This is a genomic window from Enterobacter quasiroggenkampii (genome assembly GCF_043972695.1).
GTDB lineage: Bacteria > Pseudomonadota > Gammaproteobacteria > Enterobacterales > Enterobacteriaceae > Enterobacter > Enterobacter quasiroggenkampii.
In genome coordinates this window covers 3,804,055-3,820,252 of the sequence record NZ_CP143745.1, presented here as the reverse complement: position 1 = coordinate 3,820,252, position 16,198 = coordinate 3,804,055, and the positions used below count along the sequence as shown (strand labels likewise).

General features: G+C 56.3%; 14 protein-coding genes and 1 tRNA gene. 10 read left to right on the top strand and 5 right to left on the bottom strand.

Features of this window, described 5'->3' with window-relative positions; genetic code table 11:
- Positions 1-13: 13 nt before the first annotated feature.
- The 6 genes from V1572_RS18240 to mgtE all read left to right on the top strand — a co-directional run bounded on the left by V1572_RS18240 (position 14) and on the right by mgtE (position 7,359).
- A complete protein-coding gene (locus V1572_RS18240) occupies positions 14-1,102 on the top strand; it encodes a porin OmpC (RefSeq protein WP_048029692.1) in 1,089 nt (362 codons plus the stop codon).
- Between the two features lie 116 nt (positions 1,103-1,218).
- Complete coding sequence (gene apbE, locus V1572_RS18235) at positions 1,219-2,274, top strand: FAD:protein FMN transferase ApbE (protein WP_045908705.1); 1,056 nt, start codon at positions 1,219-1,221, stop codon at positions 2,272-2,274.
- A gap of 72 nt (positions 2,275-2,346) precedes the next feature.
- On the top strand, positions 2,347-3,405 hold the full coding sequence (gene ada / locus V1572_RS18230; protein WP_395299455.1) for a bifunctional DNA-binding transcriptional regulator/O6-methylguanine-DNA methyltransferase Ada: 1,059 nt from the start codon (positions 2,347-2,349) through the stop codon (positions 3,403-3,405).
- On the top strand, positions 3,405-4,061 hold the full coding sequence (alkB, locus tag V1572_RS18225) for a DNA oxidative demethylase AlkB (protein ID WP_395299454.1): 657 nt from the start codon (positions 3,405-3,407) through the stop codon (positions 4,059-4,061). Before ada ends, alkB begins: the two co-directional genes overlap by 1 nt.
- A 69-nt stretch (positions 4,062-4,130) precedes the next feature.
- Complete coding sequence (locus V1572_RS18220) at positions 4,131-5,774, top strand: multidrug ABC transporter permease/ATP-binding protein (RefSeq protein ID WP_045908765.1); 1,644 nt, start codon at positions 4,131-4,133, stop codon at positions 5,772-5,774.
- Between the two features lie 148 nt (positions 5,775-5,922).
- Positions 5,923-7,359, top strand: coding sequence for a magnesium transporter (gene mgtE / locus V1572_RS18215; RefSeq protein ID WP_045414667.1), 1,437 nt, complete (start codon positions 5,923-5,925; stop codon positions 7,357-7,359).
- Here the strand turns inward: mgtE and V1572_RS18210 are convergent.
- Positions 7,322-8,611, bottom strand: a complete 1,290-nt coding sequence (locus V1572_RS18210; RefSeq protein WP_395299453.1) for a SulP family inorganic anion transporter — start codon at positions 8,609-8,611, stop codon at positions 7,322-7,324. The genes mgtE and V1572_RS18210 overlap by 38 nt on opposite strands.
- A 187-nt stretch (positions 8,612-8,798) precedes the next feature.
- Here V1572_RS18210 and mqo point away from each other — a divergent pair, with 187 nt between their 5' ends.
- Positions 8,799-10,448: a malate dehydrogenase (quinone) gene (mqo, locus tag V1572_RS18205; RefSeq protein WP_023344564.1), complete on the top strand. Its 1,650-nt coding sequence runs from the start codon at positions 8,799-8,801 to the stop codon at positions 10,446-10,448.
- A gap of 93 nt (positions 10,449-10,541) precedes the next feature.
- Here mqo and eco read toward each other — a convergent pair whose 3' ends face one another.
- Complete coding sequence (gene eco / locus V1572_RS18200; protein WP_234084061.1) at positions 10,542-11,045, bottom strand: serine protease inhibitor ecotin; 504 nt, start codon at positions 11,043-11,045, stop codon at positions 10,542-10,544.
- Between the two features lie 209 nt (positions 11,046-11,254).
- Here eco and V1572_RS18195 point away from each other — a divergent pair, with 209 nt between their 5' ends.
- Positions 11,255-11,515 carry a DUF2534 family protein gene (locus V1572_RS18195; protein WP_010433451.1) on the top strand — a complete coding sequence of 87 codons (261 nt, stop codon included), beginning with the start codon at positions 11,255-11,257 and terminating at the stop codon, positions 11,513-11,515.
- A 125-nt stretch (positions 11,516-11,640) separates the two neighbouring features.
- Complete coding sequence (locus tag V1572_RS18190) at positions 11,641-12,828, top strand: MFS transporter (RefSeq protein ID WP_395299452.1); 1,188 nt, start codon at positions 11,641-11,643, stop codon at positions 12,826-12,828.
- A 38-nt stretch (positions 12,829-12,866) separates the two neighbouring features.
- Here the strand turns inward: V1572_RS18190 and V1572_RS18185 are convergent.
- The 3 genes from V1572_RS18185 to V1572_RS18175 all read right to left on the bottom strand — a co-directional run bounded on the left by V1572_RS18185 (position 12,867) and on the right by V1572_RS18175 (position 15,023).
- Positions 12,867-12,943: transfer RNA gene (locus tag V1572_RS18185), tRNA-Pro, on the bottom strand.
- A gap of 72 nt (positions 12,944-13,015) precedes the next feature.
- Positions 13,016-14,776 (bottom strand): LPS biosynthesis-modulating metalloenzyme YejM, encoded by a 1,761-nt coding sequence (gene yejM, locus V1572_RS18180; protein ID WP_229226157.1) that lies wholly within the window; start codon positions 14,774-14,776, stop codon positions 13,016-13,018.
- Positions 14,777-14,795: 19 nt separating this feature from the next.
- Complete coding sequence (locus tag V1572_RS18175) at positions 14,796-15,023, bottom strand: YejL family protein (RefSeq protein ID WP_008500958.1); 228 nt, start codon at positions 15,021-15,023, stop codon at positions 14,796-14,798.
- Between the two features lie 134 nt (positions 15,024-15,157).
- On the opposite strand from V1572_RS18175, the gene yejK reads away from it, so the two are divergent.
- The gene (gene yejK, locus V1572_RS18170; protein ID WP_008500957.1) at positions 15,158-16,165 is read left to right on the top strand and encodes a nucleoid-associated protein YejK; all 1,008 of its coding nucleotides are present in this window, start codon (positions 15,158-15,160) and stop codon (positions 16,163-16,165) included.
- Positions 16,166-16,198: the final 33 nt, after the last annotated feature.

Genomic DNA, 16,198 nt, shown 5'->3' with positions numbered 1-16,198 from the left:
GAGGGTTAATAAAATGAAAGTTAAAGTACTGTCCCTCCTGGTACCAGCACTCCTGGTGGCAGGCGCAGCAAATGCGGCCGAAATTTATAACAAAGATGGCAACAAATTAGATCTGTACGGTAAAGTTGATGGTCTGCACTATTTCTCCGATGACGACAGCGCTGATGGCGACCAGACCTACATGCGTCTTGGCTTCAAAGGCGAAACCCAGGTTAACGATCAGCTGACCGGTTACGGCCAGTGGGAATACCAGATTCAGGGTAACTCAGGTGAGAATGAAAACAACGCCTGGACCCGTGTGGCGTTTGCCGGTCTGAAATTTGGTGACGCGGGTTCTTTCGACTACGGTCGTAACTACGGCGTAGTTTACGATGTAACTTCCTGGACCGACGTTCTGCCAGAATTCGGCGGTGACACCTACGGTTCTGACAACTTCATGCAGCAGCGTGGTAACGGCTTTGCGACCTATCGTAACAGCGATTTCTTCGGCCTTGTTGATGGCCTGAACTTTGCTGTTCAGTATCAAGGTAAAAACGGTAGCGTAAGCGGTGAGGACCAGACCAACAACGGTCGTGAAGCACTGCGTCAGAACGGTGATGGCGTTGGCGGTTCTATCACTTATAACCTGGGCGAAGGCTTCGGTATTGGTACTGCCGTGTCCAGCTCTAAGCGCACCAGTTCCCAGAACGACCTGGGCTTCGGTACTGGCGACCGTGCTGAAACCTATACCGGCGGTCTGAAATACGACGCGAACAACATCTACCTGGCTGCTCAGTATACTCAGACCTACAACGCGACTCGCGCAGGCGATCTGGGTTGGGCCAACAAAGCGCAGAACTTTGAAGTGGTTGCTCAGTACCAGTTCGACTTCGGCCTGCGTCCATCCGTGGCTTACCTGCAGTCTAAAGGCAAAGACATCGAAGGTTACGGCGATCAGGATCTGCTGAAATATGTTGATGTGGGTGCGACTTACTACTTCAACAAAAACATGTCCACCTACGTGGATTACAAAATCAACCTGGTTGATGAAAATGACTTCACCCGTCAGGCGGGTATCGGTACTGACGATATCGTCGCGCTGGGCCTGGTTTACCAGTTCTAATCGCGTTAACGTGTGACGTAAGGGGGCCTGATGGCCCCCTTTTTTGTGCTTGCTGGATTCTCACAACCCCCCTTTTTTGGTGTACTCTTGCCGCCCTGGCATGAGGATAATAATGAATGGACATGACTTTTTTACGCGCCAGCTTTCTGGCTATGCTTTTTTTCCTGACCGCGTGTAACGATCCCGCGACCGTGGCGAAAACCGATGCACCTGCCGCGACGGTGCTCGAAGGTAAAACGATGGGCACCTTCTGGCGCGTCAGCGTGATGAACCTCGATAAAACACGCACGGATGAACTTCGCGGCAAAATCCAGTCGCAGCTGGACGCCGACGATCAGCTGCTGTCGACCTATAAAAATGACTCGGCGCTGATGCGCTTTAACCTCTCGACCAGCACTTCTCTGTGGCCGGTGAGCGAGGCGATGGCCGATATCGTGACCGAGGCAATGCGCGTGGGTTATAAAACCAACGGGGCGATGGATGTGACCGTCGGTCCTCTGGTGAACCTCTGGGGATTTGGCCCCAATAAACAGCCGGTGAAGACGCCCGAACAGGCGGCCATTGATGACGCCCGCGCCCGGACAGGGCTACAGCATCTGACCGTGATCAACCAGTACGGGCAGCAGTACCTGCAAAAAGATATCCCCGATCTGTTTGTCGATCTGTCGACGGTCGGGGAAGGCTATGCGGCGGATCATCTTGCTGCACTGATGGCGCAGGAAGGAATTTCCCGATATCTGGTCTCGGTGGGCGGCGCGTTGGTCAGTCGGGGTATGAACGCCAGCGATAAACCGTGGCGCGTAGCGATTCAAAAACCAACCGATCGGCAAAATGCCGTGCAGGCGATAGTGGATATCAACGGACATGGCATCAGTACCTCCGGAAGCTATCGCAACTATTACGAGCTTGACGGGAAGCGTATTTCGCACGTGATTGATCCGCAGACCGGACGCCCCATCACGCATAACCTGGTCTCGGTAACGGTCATTGCCCCCACCGCGCTGGAAGCGGATGCCTGGGATACCGGATTAATGGTTCTCGGCCCGGAAAAAGCCAAAGAGGTGGTCCGTCAGGAAGGGCTGGCGGTTTATATGATCACCAAAGAGGGCGACGGGTTCAAAACCTGGAGCTCGCCGCAGTTCAACAGTTTCCTGGTCAGCGACAAAAATTAAAAAGCAAGGTTGCGGGTTTTTTATCGGTGGCGCTCAGGCACGCTCTATGTATGCTTATACAAGGAGCCGATCATGAAAAACCCAACCTTAATGACCGATGAGGATCGCTGGCAGGCCGTGCTGGCCCGCGATCCGCTCGCAGACGATCAGTTTGTCTTCGCCGTGCAGACGACGGGTATTTTCTGCCGCCCGTCATGCCGTGCCCGCCACGCGCTGCGTAAAAATGTCCGCTTTTATCCCGATGCCTGGCACGCCGCTCAGGCGGGCTTTCGTCCGTGCAAGCGCTGCATGCCGGACAAACGCGATCCGCAGGCGCAGAAGCTGGCAAAAGTGGAACATGCCTGCCGGCTTCTGGAGCAGGATCCCGCGTTAACCCTGGAGAGACTGGCGGAGCAGGTTGCCATGAGTCCTTTCCATTTCCACCGCCTGTTTAAGTCGGTGACCGGCATGACGCCCAAAGCCTGGCAGCAGGCGGCGCGGGGTCAGCGTCTGCGCACCGCGCTTACGCAGGGAGACAAAATTACCGATGCCGTGCTGGCGGCGGGATTTCCCGACAGCAGCAGCTATTATCGTAAAGCCAACGATGCGTTGGGCATGACGGCGAAGCAGTACCGTAAAGGAGAGGTGGCCGTGCGGTATGCCATCCATGACTGTTCGTTAGGACGCTGTCTGGTTGCCGAAAGCGAGCGGGGGATCTGCGCGATTCTGCTGGGTGACACCGATGCGGAAGTCACCGCAGAGCTTGCCACGCAATTTCCAAAAGCTACGCACGCGCCGCTGGACGACGCCTTTGTGCAGCGGATCCACCAGGTCATTGCCAGTATTGATAACCGCGACGTACCGCTTGCGCTGCCGCTGGATATTCGCGGTACCGCGTTCCAGCAGCGCGTCTGGCAGGCCCTTCGCACTATTCCCTGCGGCGAAACGGCAAGCTACCAGCAGGTGGCGCAGGCGATTGGCCAACCCAGTGCGGTACGCGCCGTAGCAGGCGCCTGTGCGGCAAACACGCTGGCAATTGTGATCCCCTGTCATCGGGTGGTTCGCAACGACGGTGCGCTGTCGGGCTATCGCTGGGGGACGGCGCGAAAAGCGCTGTTACTGAAACGTGAGGCGAAACGCCGGGAGGAATAATGCTCGATCTTTTTGCGGATGCTGAACCCTGGCAAGAACCGCTTGCGCCAGGGGCGGTGATCCTGCGCCGCTTTGCTCTCTTCCGTGCGGCGGCGTTGCTTGCCGGTATTGAAGAGGTCACGGCGGTTTCACCGTTTCGCCATATGGTGACGCCGGGCGGCTACACCATGTCGGTGGCCATGGCCAACTGCGGCGAACTGGGCTGGGCGACAAACGAACGTGGGTATGTGTATGCTCCAAACGATCCCACGACCGGCCGGCCGTGGCCTCCCATACCTGCGGTTTTTCAGGCACTTTGTCACGAGGCTGCCGTGGCAGCGGATTATCCGGATTTTCGTCCTGATGCTTGTCTGATTAACCGCTACGCCGTCGGTGCGAAGCTCTCGCTGCATCAGGACAAGGATGAGCCCGATCTGCGCGCGCCTATCGTTTCGGTATCGTTAGGTCTGCCCGCCGTCTTTCAGTTTGGGGGATTACGCCGCAACGATCCGCTCAAACGCATTATGCTGGAACATGGCGATGTGGTGGTGTGGGGCAGGGAATCGCGGCTTTATTATCACGGCATTCAGCCCCTGAAACCCGGCGTTCACCCCCTCACGGGCGAGTACCGCTTTAATCTGACCTTCCGTCAGGCGGGGATGCGTAAACTAAAATAAGAATTATTCTTGATGTCCGCGCAGGGCAGTTTACACTGCTCGCTGATTTTTATTGTCCGGATTGCCTGCATGCAACTACTTCTCCTCGTCTGGCGTCAGTACCGCTGGCCCTTCATCGCCGTTATGGCGTTAAGCCTGGCCAGCGCCGCTCTGGGTATTGGCCTGATCGCGTTTATTAACGTGCGGTTAATTGAAATGGTCGACACCTCGCTCTCCGTATTGCCGGAGTTTCTTGGTCTGCTGCTGCTGCTGATGGCGGTTACGCTTGGCTCCCAGCTGGCGCTGACCGCGCTCGGCCACCATTTCGTTTTTCGTTTGCGCAGTGAGTTTATCAAGCGGATCCTGGACACCCAGGTCGAGCGCGTTGAGCAGCTCGGTAGCGCCTCCCTGCTGGCGGGGCTTACCAGCGACGTACGCGCCATTACCATCGCGTTCGTTCGTTTGCCGGAGCTGGTGCAGGGGATCATTCTGACCTTTGGCTCGGCGGCCTATCTCGCCTGGCTCTCCAGCAAAATGCTGGCGGTGACTGCGCTGTGGATCGCCATCACCATCTGGGGCGGTTTTGTCCTGGTGTCACGCGTCTATAAACACATGGCGGTGCTGCGCGAAACCGAAGATAAGCTCTATAACGACTACCAGACGGTGCTGGAAGGGCGCAAAGAACTCACCCTGAACCGCGAGCGCGCCGAGTATATCTTTAACCATCTCTATATTCCGGACGCACGCGAGTACCGGCATCACATCATTCGCGCTGATACCTTCCACCTGAGCGCGGTGAACTGGTCAAACATTATGATGCTGGGCGCCATTGGCCTGGTATTCTGGATGGCGAACAGCCTGGGCTGGGCGGACACCAACGTCGCGGCAACCTACTCGCTGACGCTGCTGTTTTTGCGCACGCCGCTGCTCTCTGCGGTCGGCGCGTTGCCCACCTTACTGAGTGCGCAGGTGGCATTTAATAAGCTCAACAAATTCGATCTCGCGCCGTTTAAAGCCGAATTCCCGCGCCCGCAGGCCTTCCCTGACTGGCAGACGCTGGAGCTGCGTAACGTCACGTTCCGCTATCAGGACAGCGCCTTCTCCGTGGGGCCGGTCAACCTGACGATCCGCCGCGGCGAGCTGCTGTTCCTGATTGGCGGCAACGGCAGCGGTAAATCGACGCTGGCGATGCTGCTCACCGGGCTTTATCAGCCGCAGTCGGGCGAGATTTTACTGGATGGCAGAGCGCTGAGCGCGGAGAAGCCCGAGGATTACCGCAAGTTATTCTCGGCGGTGTTCACCGACGTCTGGCTGTTTGAGCAACTGCTGGGCCCGGAAGGGCAGCAGGCCAATCCTGCGCTGGTGGAAAAATGGCTGGCGCAGCTGCAGATGTCCCACAAGCTGGAACTTCAGGACGGTAAAATTCTCAATCTGAAGCTTTCCAAAGGGCAGAAAAAGCGCGTGGCGCTGCTGCTGGCGCTGGCGGAAGAGCGTGACATCATTCTGCTGGATGAGTGGGCGGCGGATCAGGACCCGCACTTCCGCCGCGAGTTTTATCAGGTGCTGCTGCCGCTGATGCAGCAGATGGGTAAAACCATTTTCGCCATCAGCCACGACGATCATTACTTTATTCATGCCGACCGCCTGCTGGAGATGCGCGACGGCAGGCTGAGCGAGCTGACCGGTGAAGAGCGCGATGCAGCCTCGCGTGACGCGGTGGCGCGCACGGCCTGATGCCCTCACCCTAACCCTCTCCCACAGGGAGAGGGGATAGATCGTAGCCGTAATGCCGATTTTTTCTCCATCCCGCCCCGTTGTTTATTCTTATTTACATATCCTCGCGCTATGCTTAATACCAACTTATTTCATGGATTTATGATTGATGTCGGTATTAAAGAAAAACAGCGCCAGACAGCGTGACCAGGAACGTGCGCGACTGATCTGGCTTCTCACGACCGATAAAGCGGTCACCTCTACGCTATTAGGCAAACTGACCCTGGCTGAGCAATATGATGTCGGCACTTTAGCCGACGATATTGCTGAGGTAGGTGCGCTGGTTGCTCACTTACCCCCGCCGGATCTGGCGGATACCCTGGAAGCGCTTCCCTCGGAAGAACGTCACGCCCTGTGGCGGCTGGTGCAGGATCACGAGCGCGGACAGGTGCTGCTTGAGGCCTCAGAAAACGTCTGGGACGACCTGATCGACGAGATGAGCGACCGGGATATTCTCGACGCTCTGCAAACCCTGGATATCGACGAGCAGATTTACCTGGTTCAGCACCTGCCGCGAAACCTGACCGGCCGTCTGCTGGCGTCACTGCCTGCCGATGAACGCGCGCGCGTGCGCCAGGTGATGCACTACGAGAAAAACAGCGTCGGCGCGATCATGGAGTTCGGCGTTATCACGGTGCGTCCGGACGTGACGCTCGGCACCGTGCAGCGCTATCTGCGTCGCCTGGGCAAAATGCCGGATAACACCGATAAGCTGTTTGTCACCTCCCGGGATAAAACCCTGCTCGGCGAGCTGGAGCTGAAAACCATCCTGCTCAACAGCACCCAGCGGAAGGTGAGCGAGGTGATGGAAAACGAGCCGATGGTCTTCTCCCCGGAGGACGATGCCGAGAAAGCGGCGCGTACCTTCGAACGTGACGACCTCGTCAGTGCCGCCGTCGTGGACTCCGTTGGCAAACTGATGGGGCGTCTGACCATCGACGAGATCGTTGACGTCGTTTATGAAGAAACCGACAACGACCTGCGTGCGCTGGGGGGGATCAGTGCGGGAGATGACGTCCATGCCTCCGTCGGCAAGGCGGTGAAAACGCGCTGGGCGTGGCTGGCCATTAACCTGTGTACCGCGTTTATCGCCTCCCGCGTGATTGACGGTTTCGAACACACCATTTCGCAGCTGGTGGCGCTGGCCTCGCTGATGCCGATTGTGGCCGGAATAGGCGGGAATACTGGCAATCAGACTATCACGATGATCGTTCGCGCGCTGGCGCTGGAGAATATTCAGCCCGGCAACTTCGCCTTTCTGATCTTCAGAGAGATGGGTGTGGCGTTGATCAACGGCCTGGTCTGGGGCGGGATTATGGGGGGCATCACCTGGTGGTTGTATGACGATATGGCGCTGGGTGGGGTGATGATGCTGGCGATGGTGCTGAACCTGCTGGTGGCATCGATGATGGGCGTTATTATCCCGTTGACCATGACCAAACTGGGTCGCGACCCCGCGGTGGGGTCGAGCGTGATGATCACCGCCATCACCGATACCGGCGGTTTCTTTATTTTTCTTGGGCTGGCGACGATTTTTCTGCTTTAAGCCGACGCTTAATGCGGGCGGGAAGCAGCACCATGACGATAATCCCGCCCAGCACGCCAATCGCCAGATTGCCGGTTGATACCGTGGCGGCAACGGTCACCAGCATGACGACCGTTTCTGCAATCGGGGCCGTTTTCAGCGTGGCGGGCTGAAGGCTGTGCCAGCTGAAGGTTTTGACGGCGACGATCGCCATAATGCCCGCCAGCACCGCCATCGGGATGTTGGCCATCACGTCGCTGAGCGCCGTCACCAGGATCAGCAGCACGATGCCCGCAGCGAAGGTTGAAATGCGGCTTCGGCCTTTTCCCATCTCCACGTTAACGATGGTTTGTCCGATCATCGCGCAGCCCGCAATACCACCGTAAAATCCGGCCAGGATATTGCCGACGCCTAATCCAATGCTTTCGCGGCGTTTACTTGACGGCGTCGCGGTCAGCTCATCCACCAGCTTTGCGGTCAGCAGGGATTCCAGCAGGCCGACAAACGCGATGCTCAACGCGCACGGCCAGATTATGCTCAGCGTCTGGAGATTGAGAGGGACCAGAAGTTCACTAAGACCCGGCAAGCCGCCGCTCATGGCGCCTTCATCGCCCACGGTCGGCAGGCTTTGCCCGGTTGAAACGGTAAACAAGGTTAACAGCACAATCGCAATCAGTGGGGAAGGGATGCTTTTGATATAGCGCGGCACCCACAGCACGATCAGTACCGTCAGCACGAACAGGCCCACAATCAGCGGGCTTCGGCTCCAGAAATGGGGAACCTGCGCAAAGAAAATCAATATCCCGAGGGCGTTAACAAACCCGGTCATGACCGACTGGGGAATAAAGCGCATCAGCCTTGCCATGCCCAGCACGCCAAACAGAATCTGAATCACGCCAGCCATGAGCACGGAGGGAAGAATGTACTGTACGCCGTGCTGATGCACCATGGGCCCAATAACCAGCGCCACGGAACCGGCCGCGGCCGTGACCATCGCCGGGCGACCGCCCAGTACGGACAGGGCAAGACAGAGCACCACGGAAGCGATCAGGCTGACCTTCGGGTCAACGCCCGCCACCACGGAAAATGAGATGACCTCGGGGATCAGCGCCAGGGCGGTAATCACGCCCGCCAGCGTTTCACGCGTCAGCTGCTTAGGGGAACGCAGCACGCTGGCGACACGGTTTTCGGGAGATAAAGGAGAATGGGGTAGGGACATAACGTTTCGCTGGTTAGGGCAGGCTTCCGTGCGCGCGATCACAAAACGCAACATACTAGCCCGTTAAACCGCCCTTTACCAGACGCTTCGATAATTCCTCACAAACAATCCATCATTAAATTTCACAATTACAATAATTTCGTAACCTTTAAACAATATTTAAAAGTTGTTACCGTGCCCCCGCAGCTTTTTTCACCTGCAATTTCCACGCATCAAGCACTTTTACACTAAGGCATAAATTATGAAAAAAATGACTGCCATGCTCTTTTCTCTGGCCGTGGGGCTTAACACCGTCTCCATGGCGGCGAAAGCTGACGCACCAAAAGAGCAGGAAACGGACGTCCTTTTAATCGGTGGCGGTATCATGAGCGCCACGCTGGGAACCTATCTGCAAGAACTGCAGCCGGACTGGTCAATGACCATGGTCGAGCGCCTTGATGGCGTGGCGCAGGAGAGTTCGAACGGCTGGAACAACGCCGGTACCGGTCATTCGGCACTCATGGAACTGAACTATACGCCGCAGAAAAAGGACGGTTCCATTAGTATCGAGAAAGCGGTAGAGATCAACGAGGCGTTCCAGGTTTCTCGTCAGTTCTGGTCTCACCAGGTCAACAGCGGCGTGCTGCACGACCCGCACTCCTTTATCAATACCGTACCGCACATGAGCTTTGTGTGGGGCGAGCAGAACGTCAACTTCCTGCGCGCGCGCTACGCCGCACTGCAGCAGAGCACGCTGTTCCGCGGGATGAAATACTCTGAAGATCACGCGCAGATTAAAGAGTGGGCTCCGCTGGTCATGGAAGGTCGTGATCCGAACCAGAAAGTGGCGGCGACCCGTACCGAAATTGGTACCGACGTCAACTACGGTGAAATTACCCGTCAGCTGGTGACGTCTCTGAAGAAAAAAGAGAACTTCAACCTGCAGCTCAGCACCGAAGTGCGCGGTTTCAAGCGCAACGCGGATAACAGCTGGAGCGTGACCGTTGCCGATCTGAAAAACAATGAAGCCGAGCACGTCATCAAGGCGAAGTTTGTCTTTATCGGTGCGGGTGGCGCGGCGCTGAAGCTGCTGCAGGAGTCCGGCATTCCGGAAGCGGACGACTACGCGGGCTTCCCGGTCGGCGGTCAGTTCCTGGTGTCCGATAACCCGGAAGTGGTGAACCGTCATCTGGCAAAAGTGTACGGTCAGGCTTCCGTGGGCGCGCCGCCAATGTCTGTTCCGCACATTGACACCCGTATGCTTGACGGCAAACGCGTGGTGCTGTTTGGACCGTTCGCGACCTTCTCCACGAAGTTCCTGAAAAACGGCTCCCTGTGGGATCTGCTGAGCGCAACCACCACCTCTAACGTCAAGCCGATGATGGACGTGGGGCTGGATAACTTCGATCTGGTGAAATACCTGATTAGCCAGGTGATGCTCTCCGACGACGACCGTTTCGAGGCGCTGAAAGAGTACTATCCGCAGGCGAAGAAAGAAGACTGGCGCTTGTGGCAGGCGGGTCAGCGCGTACAGATCATCAAGCGCGATCCGAAAGAGGGCGGCGTGCTGCGTCTGGGCACCGAAGTGGTGAGCGATAAGGATGGCACCATCGCCGCGCTGCTGGGTGCGTCACCGGGTGCGTCTACCGCTGCGCCAATCATGCTGCACCTGATGGAAAAAGTGTTTAAAGATAAAGTCGCCAGTCCGGAATGGCAGGCGAAGCTGAAGACCATTATTCCATCCTACGGCACGAAGCTGAACGGTAACGTGAGCGCGACGGAGCAGGAGCTGGAATACACCAGCCGCGTACTGCAGTTGCAGTACATTAAACCGCAGGCTGCGGATGCTGCCCCAAAAGCGGAGCTGAAGCCTCAGCCGGAAAACAAACCGGTTGCGGATATCGCGCTGTAAGGTAAAAAAGCCGGGTGGCGCTGACGCCTACCCGGCCTATGTTCGGTGTTGTTTTGTAGGTCGGGTAAGGCGAAGCCGCCACCCGACTTAATTTCAACGTACGACAGCCTGCTCAATCTTCTCTTCAGCCTTCCACACGCGATACTTCACTTCCACGTTTTCAGGCGTATAAACCACGATCGGCAACTTGCTGTTGTAGCGCAGCAGGCTATTGTCGCCCAGATACGCTGTCACAAATTTCTTCTCTTTCTTGCCATCCGGGCAGGCCATCATGGTGGAGACCGGCGAGGTCACTTTATCAAAGACGTAGTAGTCGTAACCCCAGCCTTCCAGCGTTTTGCTTTCCAGCTGACCACCCAGGCGATGCTGGTTGCAATCCACTTCCAGCGTCTTGCCAATTAACAACTCTACTTTGAAATTCGCTTCATCCTGCTGTGCCGGCAGCTGGATCACCTGACGCTTCATCCCTTTATCCGCTTTCGGATACGGGGCGACTTTTTCCAGCGGCTGCTCTTTAGGGGGTTCGCTGGCGAAAGCACTGGTGCTGACACACGCGGCGGCGATGAGTGCGATGGCAAATTTAGGTGCGTTTTTCATTGTCATTCCTTTATGTCAAAACGATCCTGCACAGGTTAACATATCAACTATGAATGATTGGTGTTATTTACTTACATTTTCAATATGAATAGCGTAATAAACCACATATTTACCATTTAAGTAGAGATTTGTACTGGCATGGAGTCCAGCAGGCGTTTGTGTTATTTTAGACCCTCTATAATGTTATTCATCTGTAAAAGGGAAGAGAGATGGTTCGTGCAAAACTGAAAACGCCTGAAGGCCGCAAGTTCCTCCTGGCGCTGCTGGTTGTGTTTATGATTGCTGCCGCGTGCGTGGGGCGGGCCACCATTGTTGGCGTCATCGAACAGTACAATATTCCTCTCTCTGCCTGGACAACCAGCATGTATGTCCTGCAATCGGCGATGATCTTTGTCTACAGCCTGGTGTTCACCGTTCTGCTGGCCATCCCGCTGGGCATTTTCTTCCTGGGCGGACGTGATAAACACTAGACGCCGATTTGCGATATCGAAGCCATCCTGCGGGGTGGCTTTTTTTATGTCTAATAATTTTTATTCGCATTTCTAGGATATTCTGTTTCGAACAAGACAGTTCAACATGAAGCAGGAGATGCGCAATGTTATCCCGGTTTGCAACGCTCAGCCGGATCCCGAAAGGAGTCTGGGTGGTGGGCGGCGTCAGTATGTTAATGGATATCTCCTCGGAGATTATTCACAGCCTGCTGCCGCTGTTTATGGTGACGACGCTGGGCGCCAGCGTTATTTTCATTGGTTTGATTGAAGGTCTGGCCGAAGCCACAGCGCTGTTTATCAAGGTGTTTTCCGGCGCCATCAGTGACTATCTGGGCAAGCGTAAAGGACTGGCGGTTCTGGGCTACGGTCTTGGCGCATTGAGTAAACCGTTGTTCGCTATCGCCTCTTCTTCCGGCATGATCCTTGGGGCGCGCTTAATTGACCGGGTCGGGAAGGGGATACGGGGAGCGCCACGCGATGCGCTGGTTGCTGACGTTACGCCGCCGGACCTTCGCGGCGCGGCCTTTGGGCTGCGTCAGTCGATGGACACCGTCGGCGCATTTCTCGGGCCGCTGCTGGCCGTAGGATTAATGCTGCTGTGGAACGATGATTTCCGCACGATTTTCTGGATCGCGGTGATCCCCGGCGTGCTCGCCGTGGCGCTGCTTTTCTTCGGCCTGCATGAGCCGAAAACGCCCGTCGAACATAAACGCACGAACCCCATCAAAAAAGAGAACCTCAGACGTCTCGGGAAAGGCTGCTGGTGGGTCATTGGCCTGGGGGCCATCTTCACGCTCGCACGTTTCAGTGAAGCCTTTCTTGTGCTGCGCGCACAGCAGTCGGGGGTGCCGCTGGCGCTGATCCCGCTGGTGATGGTGGCCATGAATCTGCTCTATTTCCTCTCTGCCTATCCGTTTGGCAAGTTATCGGACGGGATGAACCACACCCGATTACTGCAGTGGGGTCTGGTGATGCTGATTGGGGCAGATGTTGTGTTGGCGCTGAGCACCCACTGGGCTGGAATGCTTCTGGGCGTTGCGCTTTGGGGAGTGCATATGGGGATGACGCAGGGGCTGCTGGCGGCAATGATTGCGAAAACCGCGCCTGCGGATCTGCGCGGTACCGCCTACGGCATTTTTAGCCTGGTCAGCGGCGTGGGATTGTTAGTCGCCAGCCTGGGCGCCGGGGTCATCTGGGAAACGTTTGGCGCGGAATATACGTTCTATGCCGGAGCGGTGATTTGCCTGGTTACGCTGGTGTACCTGCGCAAAACGCCGGACGAGGCGAAATAAAAAAACCAGCCATAAAAGGCTGGTTTTCAATGTGTTTTTGGTCGGCACGAGAGGATTTGAACCTCCGACCCCCGACACCCCATGACGGTGCGCTACCAGGCTGCGCTACGTGCCGACGCATAGAAAGAATACTACTCGATTCCGTTTCGAATGCAAGGGAATCCGTCGCTAACTGGTTTATTATTAATCAGTTAGCGACGAAGCGTTTCTCATCCGTCAGGACCTGTAGCAGCAGGCTCAGCTGCGGTTTCTGGTCTTTAAGCCGTTCACCCTGCAGGTTATACGTCTGATAATTCCCATTGTTGTTCAGCACCAGCGTCAGCTTCGGCGTGGTCACCACCAGCGTATTATTCCCCGCAGCCGTGACCCAGTTATGGCGGCGCGCGGCGCTGAAGAGATCCTGCCCCTGGGAATACTCATTGGCAGGCGTGCTGACGTGCAACAGGCGTTGCATCAGGGTGGTCATCACATCTTTATGCTCGGTAAGCATATTGATGCGCTGCGCCGGCGTACCCGGCCAGTGGATGACCAGCGGAACCTGCAGGTTCGGGCGTGACCAGCTCATGCTCTTCGTCTCGTCACCTAACGGGACGCCATGGCCTGCGGTCACGATCACTACGGTGTTATCCAGCTTGCCGGACTCACGTAGCGCGTCAAGCACGCGGCCAATCTGCGCATCAACATCACCCGCCGCGCGGCCGTAGCGGCGCGCGAAATCACTCTTATTGCTGTTGGCAAGCGTAGTGCCGTTAAAGGAAACCCATGAGAACCAGCGGTTATCTTCCTGGGCATAGCGCTGGAGCCAGTTTATCCATTGGCTGGCGGTCTGCGCATCGGACTGATTTTGTGCCGCTGGCAGTGAGAAATCAGACAGCAGCGCCTGGCGGTAGAGCGGGCTGTTAAAGCCATCGGATGAGAACAACCCTAACTGATAGCCCTGCTGATTCAGCCCGGTGATCAGCGCCGCAGGTGTGCGGGTAGAGAGTACGCCGTCCATGTATCCGGCTGAAATGCCATAGAAGAGGCCAAAGATGCCTGCGTCGGTTGTGTTACCGGAGCTCATATGCTGAGTAAACGTGACGTTTTGACTCGCGAAATTGGCCAGCGCAGGCATCTGCTTCTCGTAACGGGAATAGTTCAGGCCATCGACGGTGATCAGCAGGACGTTTTGCCCGCGGCCCATATCGCGATAGCGCAGGTCGCTCAGCGGATACTGCACGCTGACGGCTTCCGGGTTACCCTGCTCGATAAGACGTCGCTGGTACTCCTGCGCATCAAGCAGGCCATGTTTTTCGAGGAAGCGACGTGCCGTCATCGGGTACGAGAGCGGCAGGTTCGCGCGCTGCATGGTAATCGGGCGATAGAAGTTCGCATCCGCCCAGATATACATGATGTGCGAACTGATAAAGGAGACGAAGAAGAGCGCGGCGACGGGCTTCGCGTAGTGGCGTCGGCGGGTCAGGCTGCGTAGTTTTTGCCAGCTCCAGGTGGCAAATAGCATCTCAATCAGCAGGATCACCGGGACGCTGATAAACATCAGCTGCCAGTCACGGGCCGTTTCGTTCTGGTCGGGGTTAATCACCAGTTCCCAGACGATGGGGTTGAGATGCAGGTGGAAGCGGGTGAACACTTCACTGTCGATAAGCAGCAGCGTCATCCCCACCGTCGCAAGGATTGCGGACAAGAATCGCATCAGACGCTGCGACATGACGATAAACGTCAAGGGGAACAGGATCAGCAGATAGGTGGCGAAAACCAAAAAGCTAAAGTGACCGACAACGCTTATCCAGGAGTAGATACGCCCGGTGAGCGTTGTAGGCCAGTCTGCGACAAACAGATAACGACAGCCAATGACCGTCGCCAACAGAATGTTGAACAGGGCAAACCAGTGCCCCCAGCTGACCATCTGGGAGACTTTTTCACGGTAGCGCTGACGATTCGTCACCATAAACTGTTGTTCGTATCCCTTAATGGGCCGGGTCGTTGCTGACGGACGACTGTAAAGCCTGGGCGAAAGATTTTGCGATCGCCTGACGCTGAGCCGGAGCAACGCTGGTGTTAATCAGGTTGGTGACCATATTTCCCAAAACCATCAGGGAGAGATCGGTCGGCGTTTTATGTTTTTCCAGTACGTTGACCAGCTCACTGAGCAGTTGTTCAACGTGTTCATCACTGTAGCGGGAATGTTGTGGCATAAATCAAAATCAGTTTGTTGATGAAAGGGCAACATATTACCGTAGCAACAGCTTTTTTTCCCCTTTTTTATCTGTTGTTGCACACATGTCCTGGTGGTGGTTGAATACCGCCCGGTCTAAAAGGAGAGTTTATCATGAGTCTGGAAATCAACCAGATTGCCTTGCACCAGCTTATCAAGCGCGATGAGCAAACCCTTGAAGTGGTGCTACGCGATTCGTTACTGGAACCTACGGCGACCGTTGTGGAGATGATGGCAGAGCTGCATCGTGTCTACAGCGCCAAAAATAAAGCCTATGGGCTGTTCAGCGAAGAGAGTGAACTGGCCGATAGCCTGCGCCTGCAGCGCCAGGGTGAAGAGGATTTCCTGGCGTTTAGCCGTGCGGCAACCGGGCGTCTGCGCGACGAGCTGGCGAAATATCCGTTCGCCGACGGTGGGATCGTGCTGTTCTGCCACTACCGCTACCTGGCGGTCGAGTATCTGCTGGTTACCGTGCTGAATAACTTAAGCAGCATGCGCGTGAACGAGCAGCTGGATATCAGCTCGACGCACTATCTGGACATTAACCATGCGGATATCGTGGCGCGTATTGATTTGACCGAGTGGGAAACCAACCCGGAATCGACCCGCTACCTGACTTTCCTGAAGGGACGCGTGGGTCGCAAAGTGGCGGATTTCTTCATGGACTTCCTCGGTGCCAGTGAAGGGCTTAACGCCAAAGCGCAGAACAAAGGGCTGCTCCAGGCGGTGGACGATTTCACAGCCGAAGCGCAGCTTGATAAATCTGAGCGCCAGACGGTGCGCCAGCAGGTTTACAGCTACTGCAACGAACAGCTGCAGGCTGGGGAAGAGATTGAACTGGAGTCGCTGTCAAAAGAGTTGGCGGGCGTCAGCGAAGTCAGCTTCCAGGAATTTACCGCAGAGAAGGGCTATGAGCTTGAAGAGAGCTTCCCGGCGGATCGCAGCACGCTGCGTCAGTTAACCAAGTTTGCCGGCAGCGGCGGCGGGTTAACCATCAACTTTGATGCGATGCTGCTGGGGGAACGTATCTTCTGGGATCCGGCCACCGATACGCTGACCATTAAGGGGACGCCGCCGAATCTGCGCGATCAGCTTCAGCGCCGCACCTCGGGCGGTAAATAGCAGGCACAAAAAACCCCGCAGAAGCGGGGTTTT

What these genes read in the sequence shown, in the direction of transcription:
- V1572_RS18240 (WP_048029692.1), top strand. Translation starts at nt 14, where the DNA reads ATGAAAGTTAAAGTACTGTCCCTCCTGGTACCAGCACTCCTGGTGGCA.
- apbE (WP_045908705.1), top strand. Translation starts at nt 1,219, where the DNA reads ATGGACATGACTTTTTTACGCGCCAGCTTTCTGGCTATGCTTTTTTTC.
- ada (WP_395299455.1), top strand. Translation starts at nt 2,347, where the DNA reads ATGAAAAACCCAACCTTAATGACCGATGAGGATCGCTGGCAGGCCGTG.
- alkB (WP_395299454.1), top strand. Translation starts at nt 3,405, where the DNA reads ATGCTCGATCTTTTTGCGGATGCTGAACCCTGGCAAGAACCGCTTGCG.
- V1572_RS18220 (WP_045908765.1), top strand. Translation starts at nt 4,131, where the DNA reads ATGCAACTACTTCTCCTCGTCTGGCGTCAGTACCGCTGGCCCTTCATC.
- mgtE (WP_045414667.1), top strand. Translation starts at nt 5,923, where the DNA reads ATGTCGGTATTAAAGAAAAACAGCGCCAGACAGCGTGACCAGGAACGT.
- V1572_RS18210 (WP_395299453.1), bottom strand. Translation starts at nt 8,611, where the DNA reads ATGTTGCGTTTTGTGATCGCGCGCACGGAAGCCTGCCCTAACCAGCGA.
- mqo (WP_023344564.1), top strand. Translation starts at nt 8,799, where the DNA reads ATGAAAAAAATGACTGCCATGCTCTTTTCTCTGGCCGTGGGGCTTAAC.
- eco (WP_234084061.1), bottom strand. Translation starts at nt 11,045, where the DNA reads ATGAAAAACGCACCTAAATTTGCCATCGCACTCATCGCCGCCGCGTGT.
- V1572_RS18195 (WP_010433451.1), top strand. Translation starts at nt 11,255, where the DNA reads ATGGTTCGTGCAAAACTGAAAACGCCTGAAGGCCGCAAGTTCCTCCTG.
- V1572_RS18190 (WP_395299452.1), top strand. Translation starts at nt 11,641, where the DNA reads ATGTTATCCCGGTTTGCAACGCTCAGCCGGATCCCGAAAGGAGTCTGG.
- yejM (WP_229226157.1), bottom strand. Translation starts at nt 14,776, where the DNA reads ATGGTGACGAATCGTCAGCGCTACCGTGAAAAAGTCTCCCAGATGGTC.
- V1572_RS18175 (WP_008500958.1), bottom strand. Translation starts at nt 15,023, where the DNA reads ATGCCACAACATTCCCGCTACAGTGATGAACACGTTGAACAACTGCTC.
- yejK (WP_008500957.1), top strand. Translation starts at nt 15,158, where the DNA reads ATGAGTCTGGAAATCAACCAGATTGCCTTGCACCAGCTTATCAAGCGC.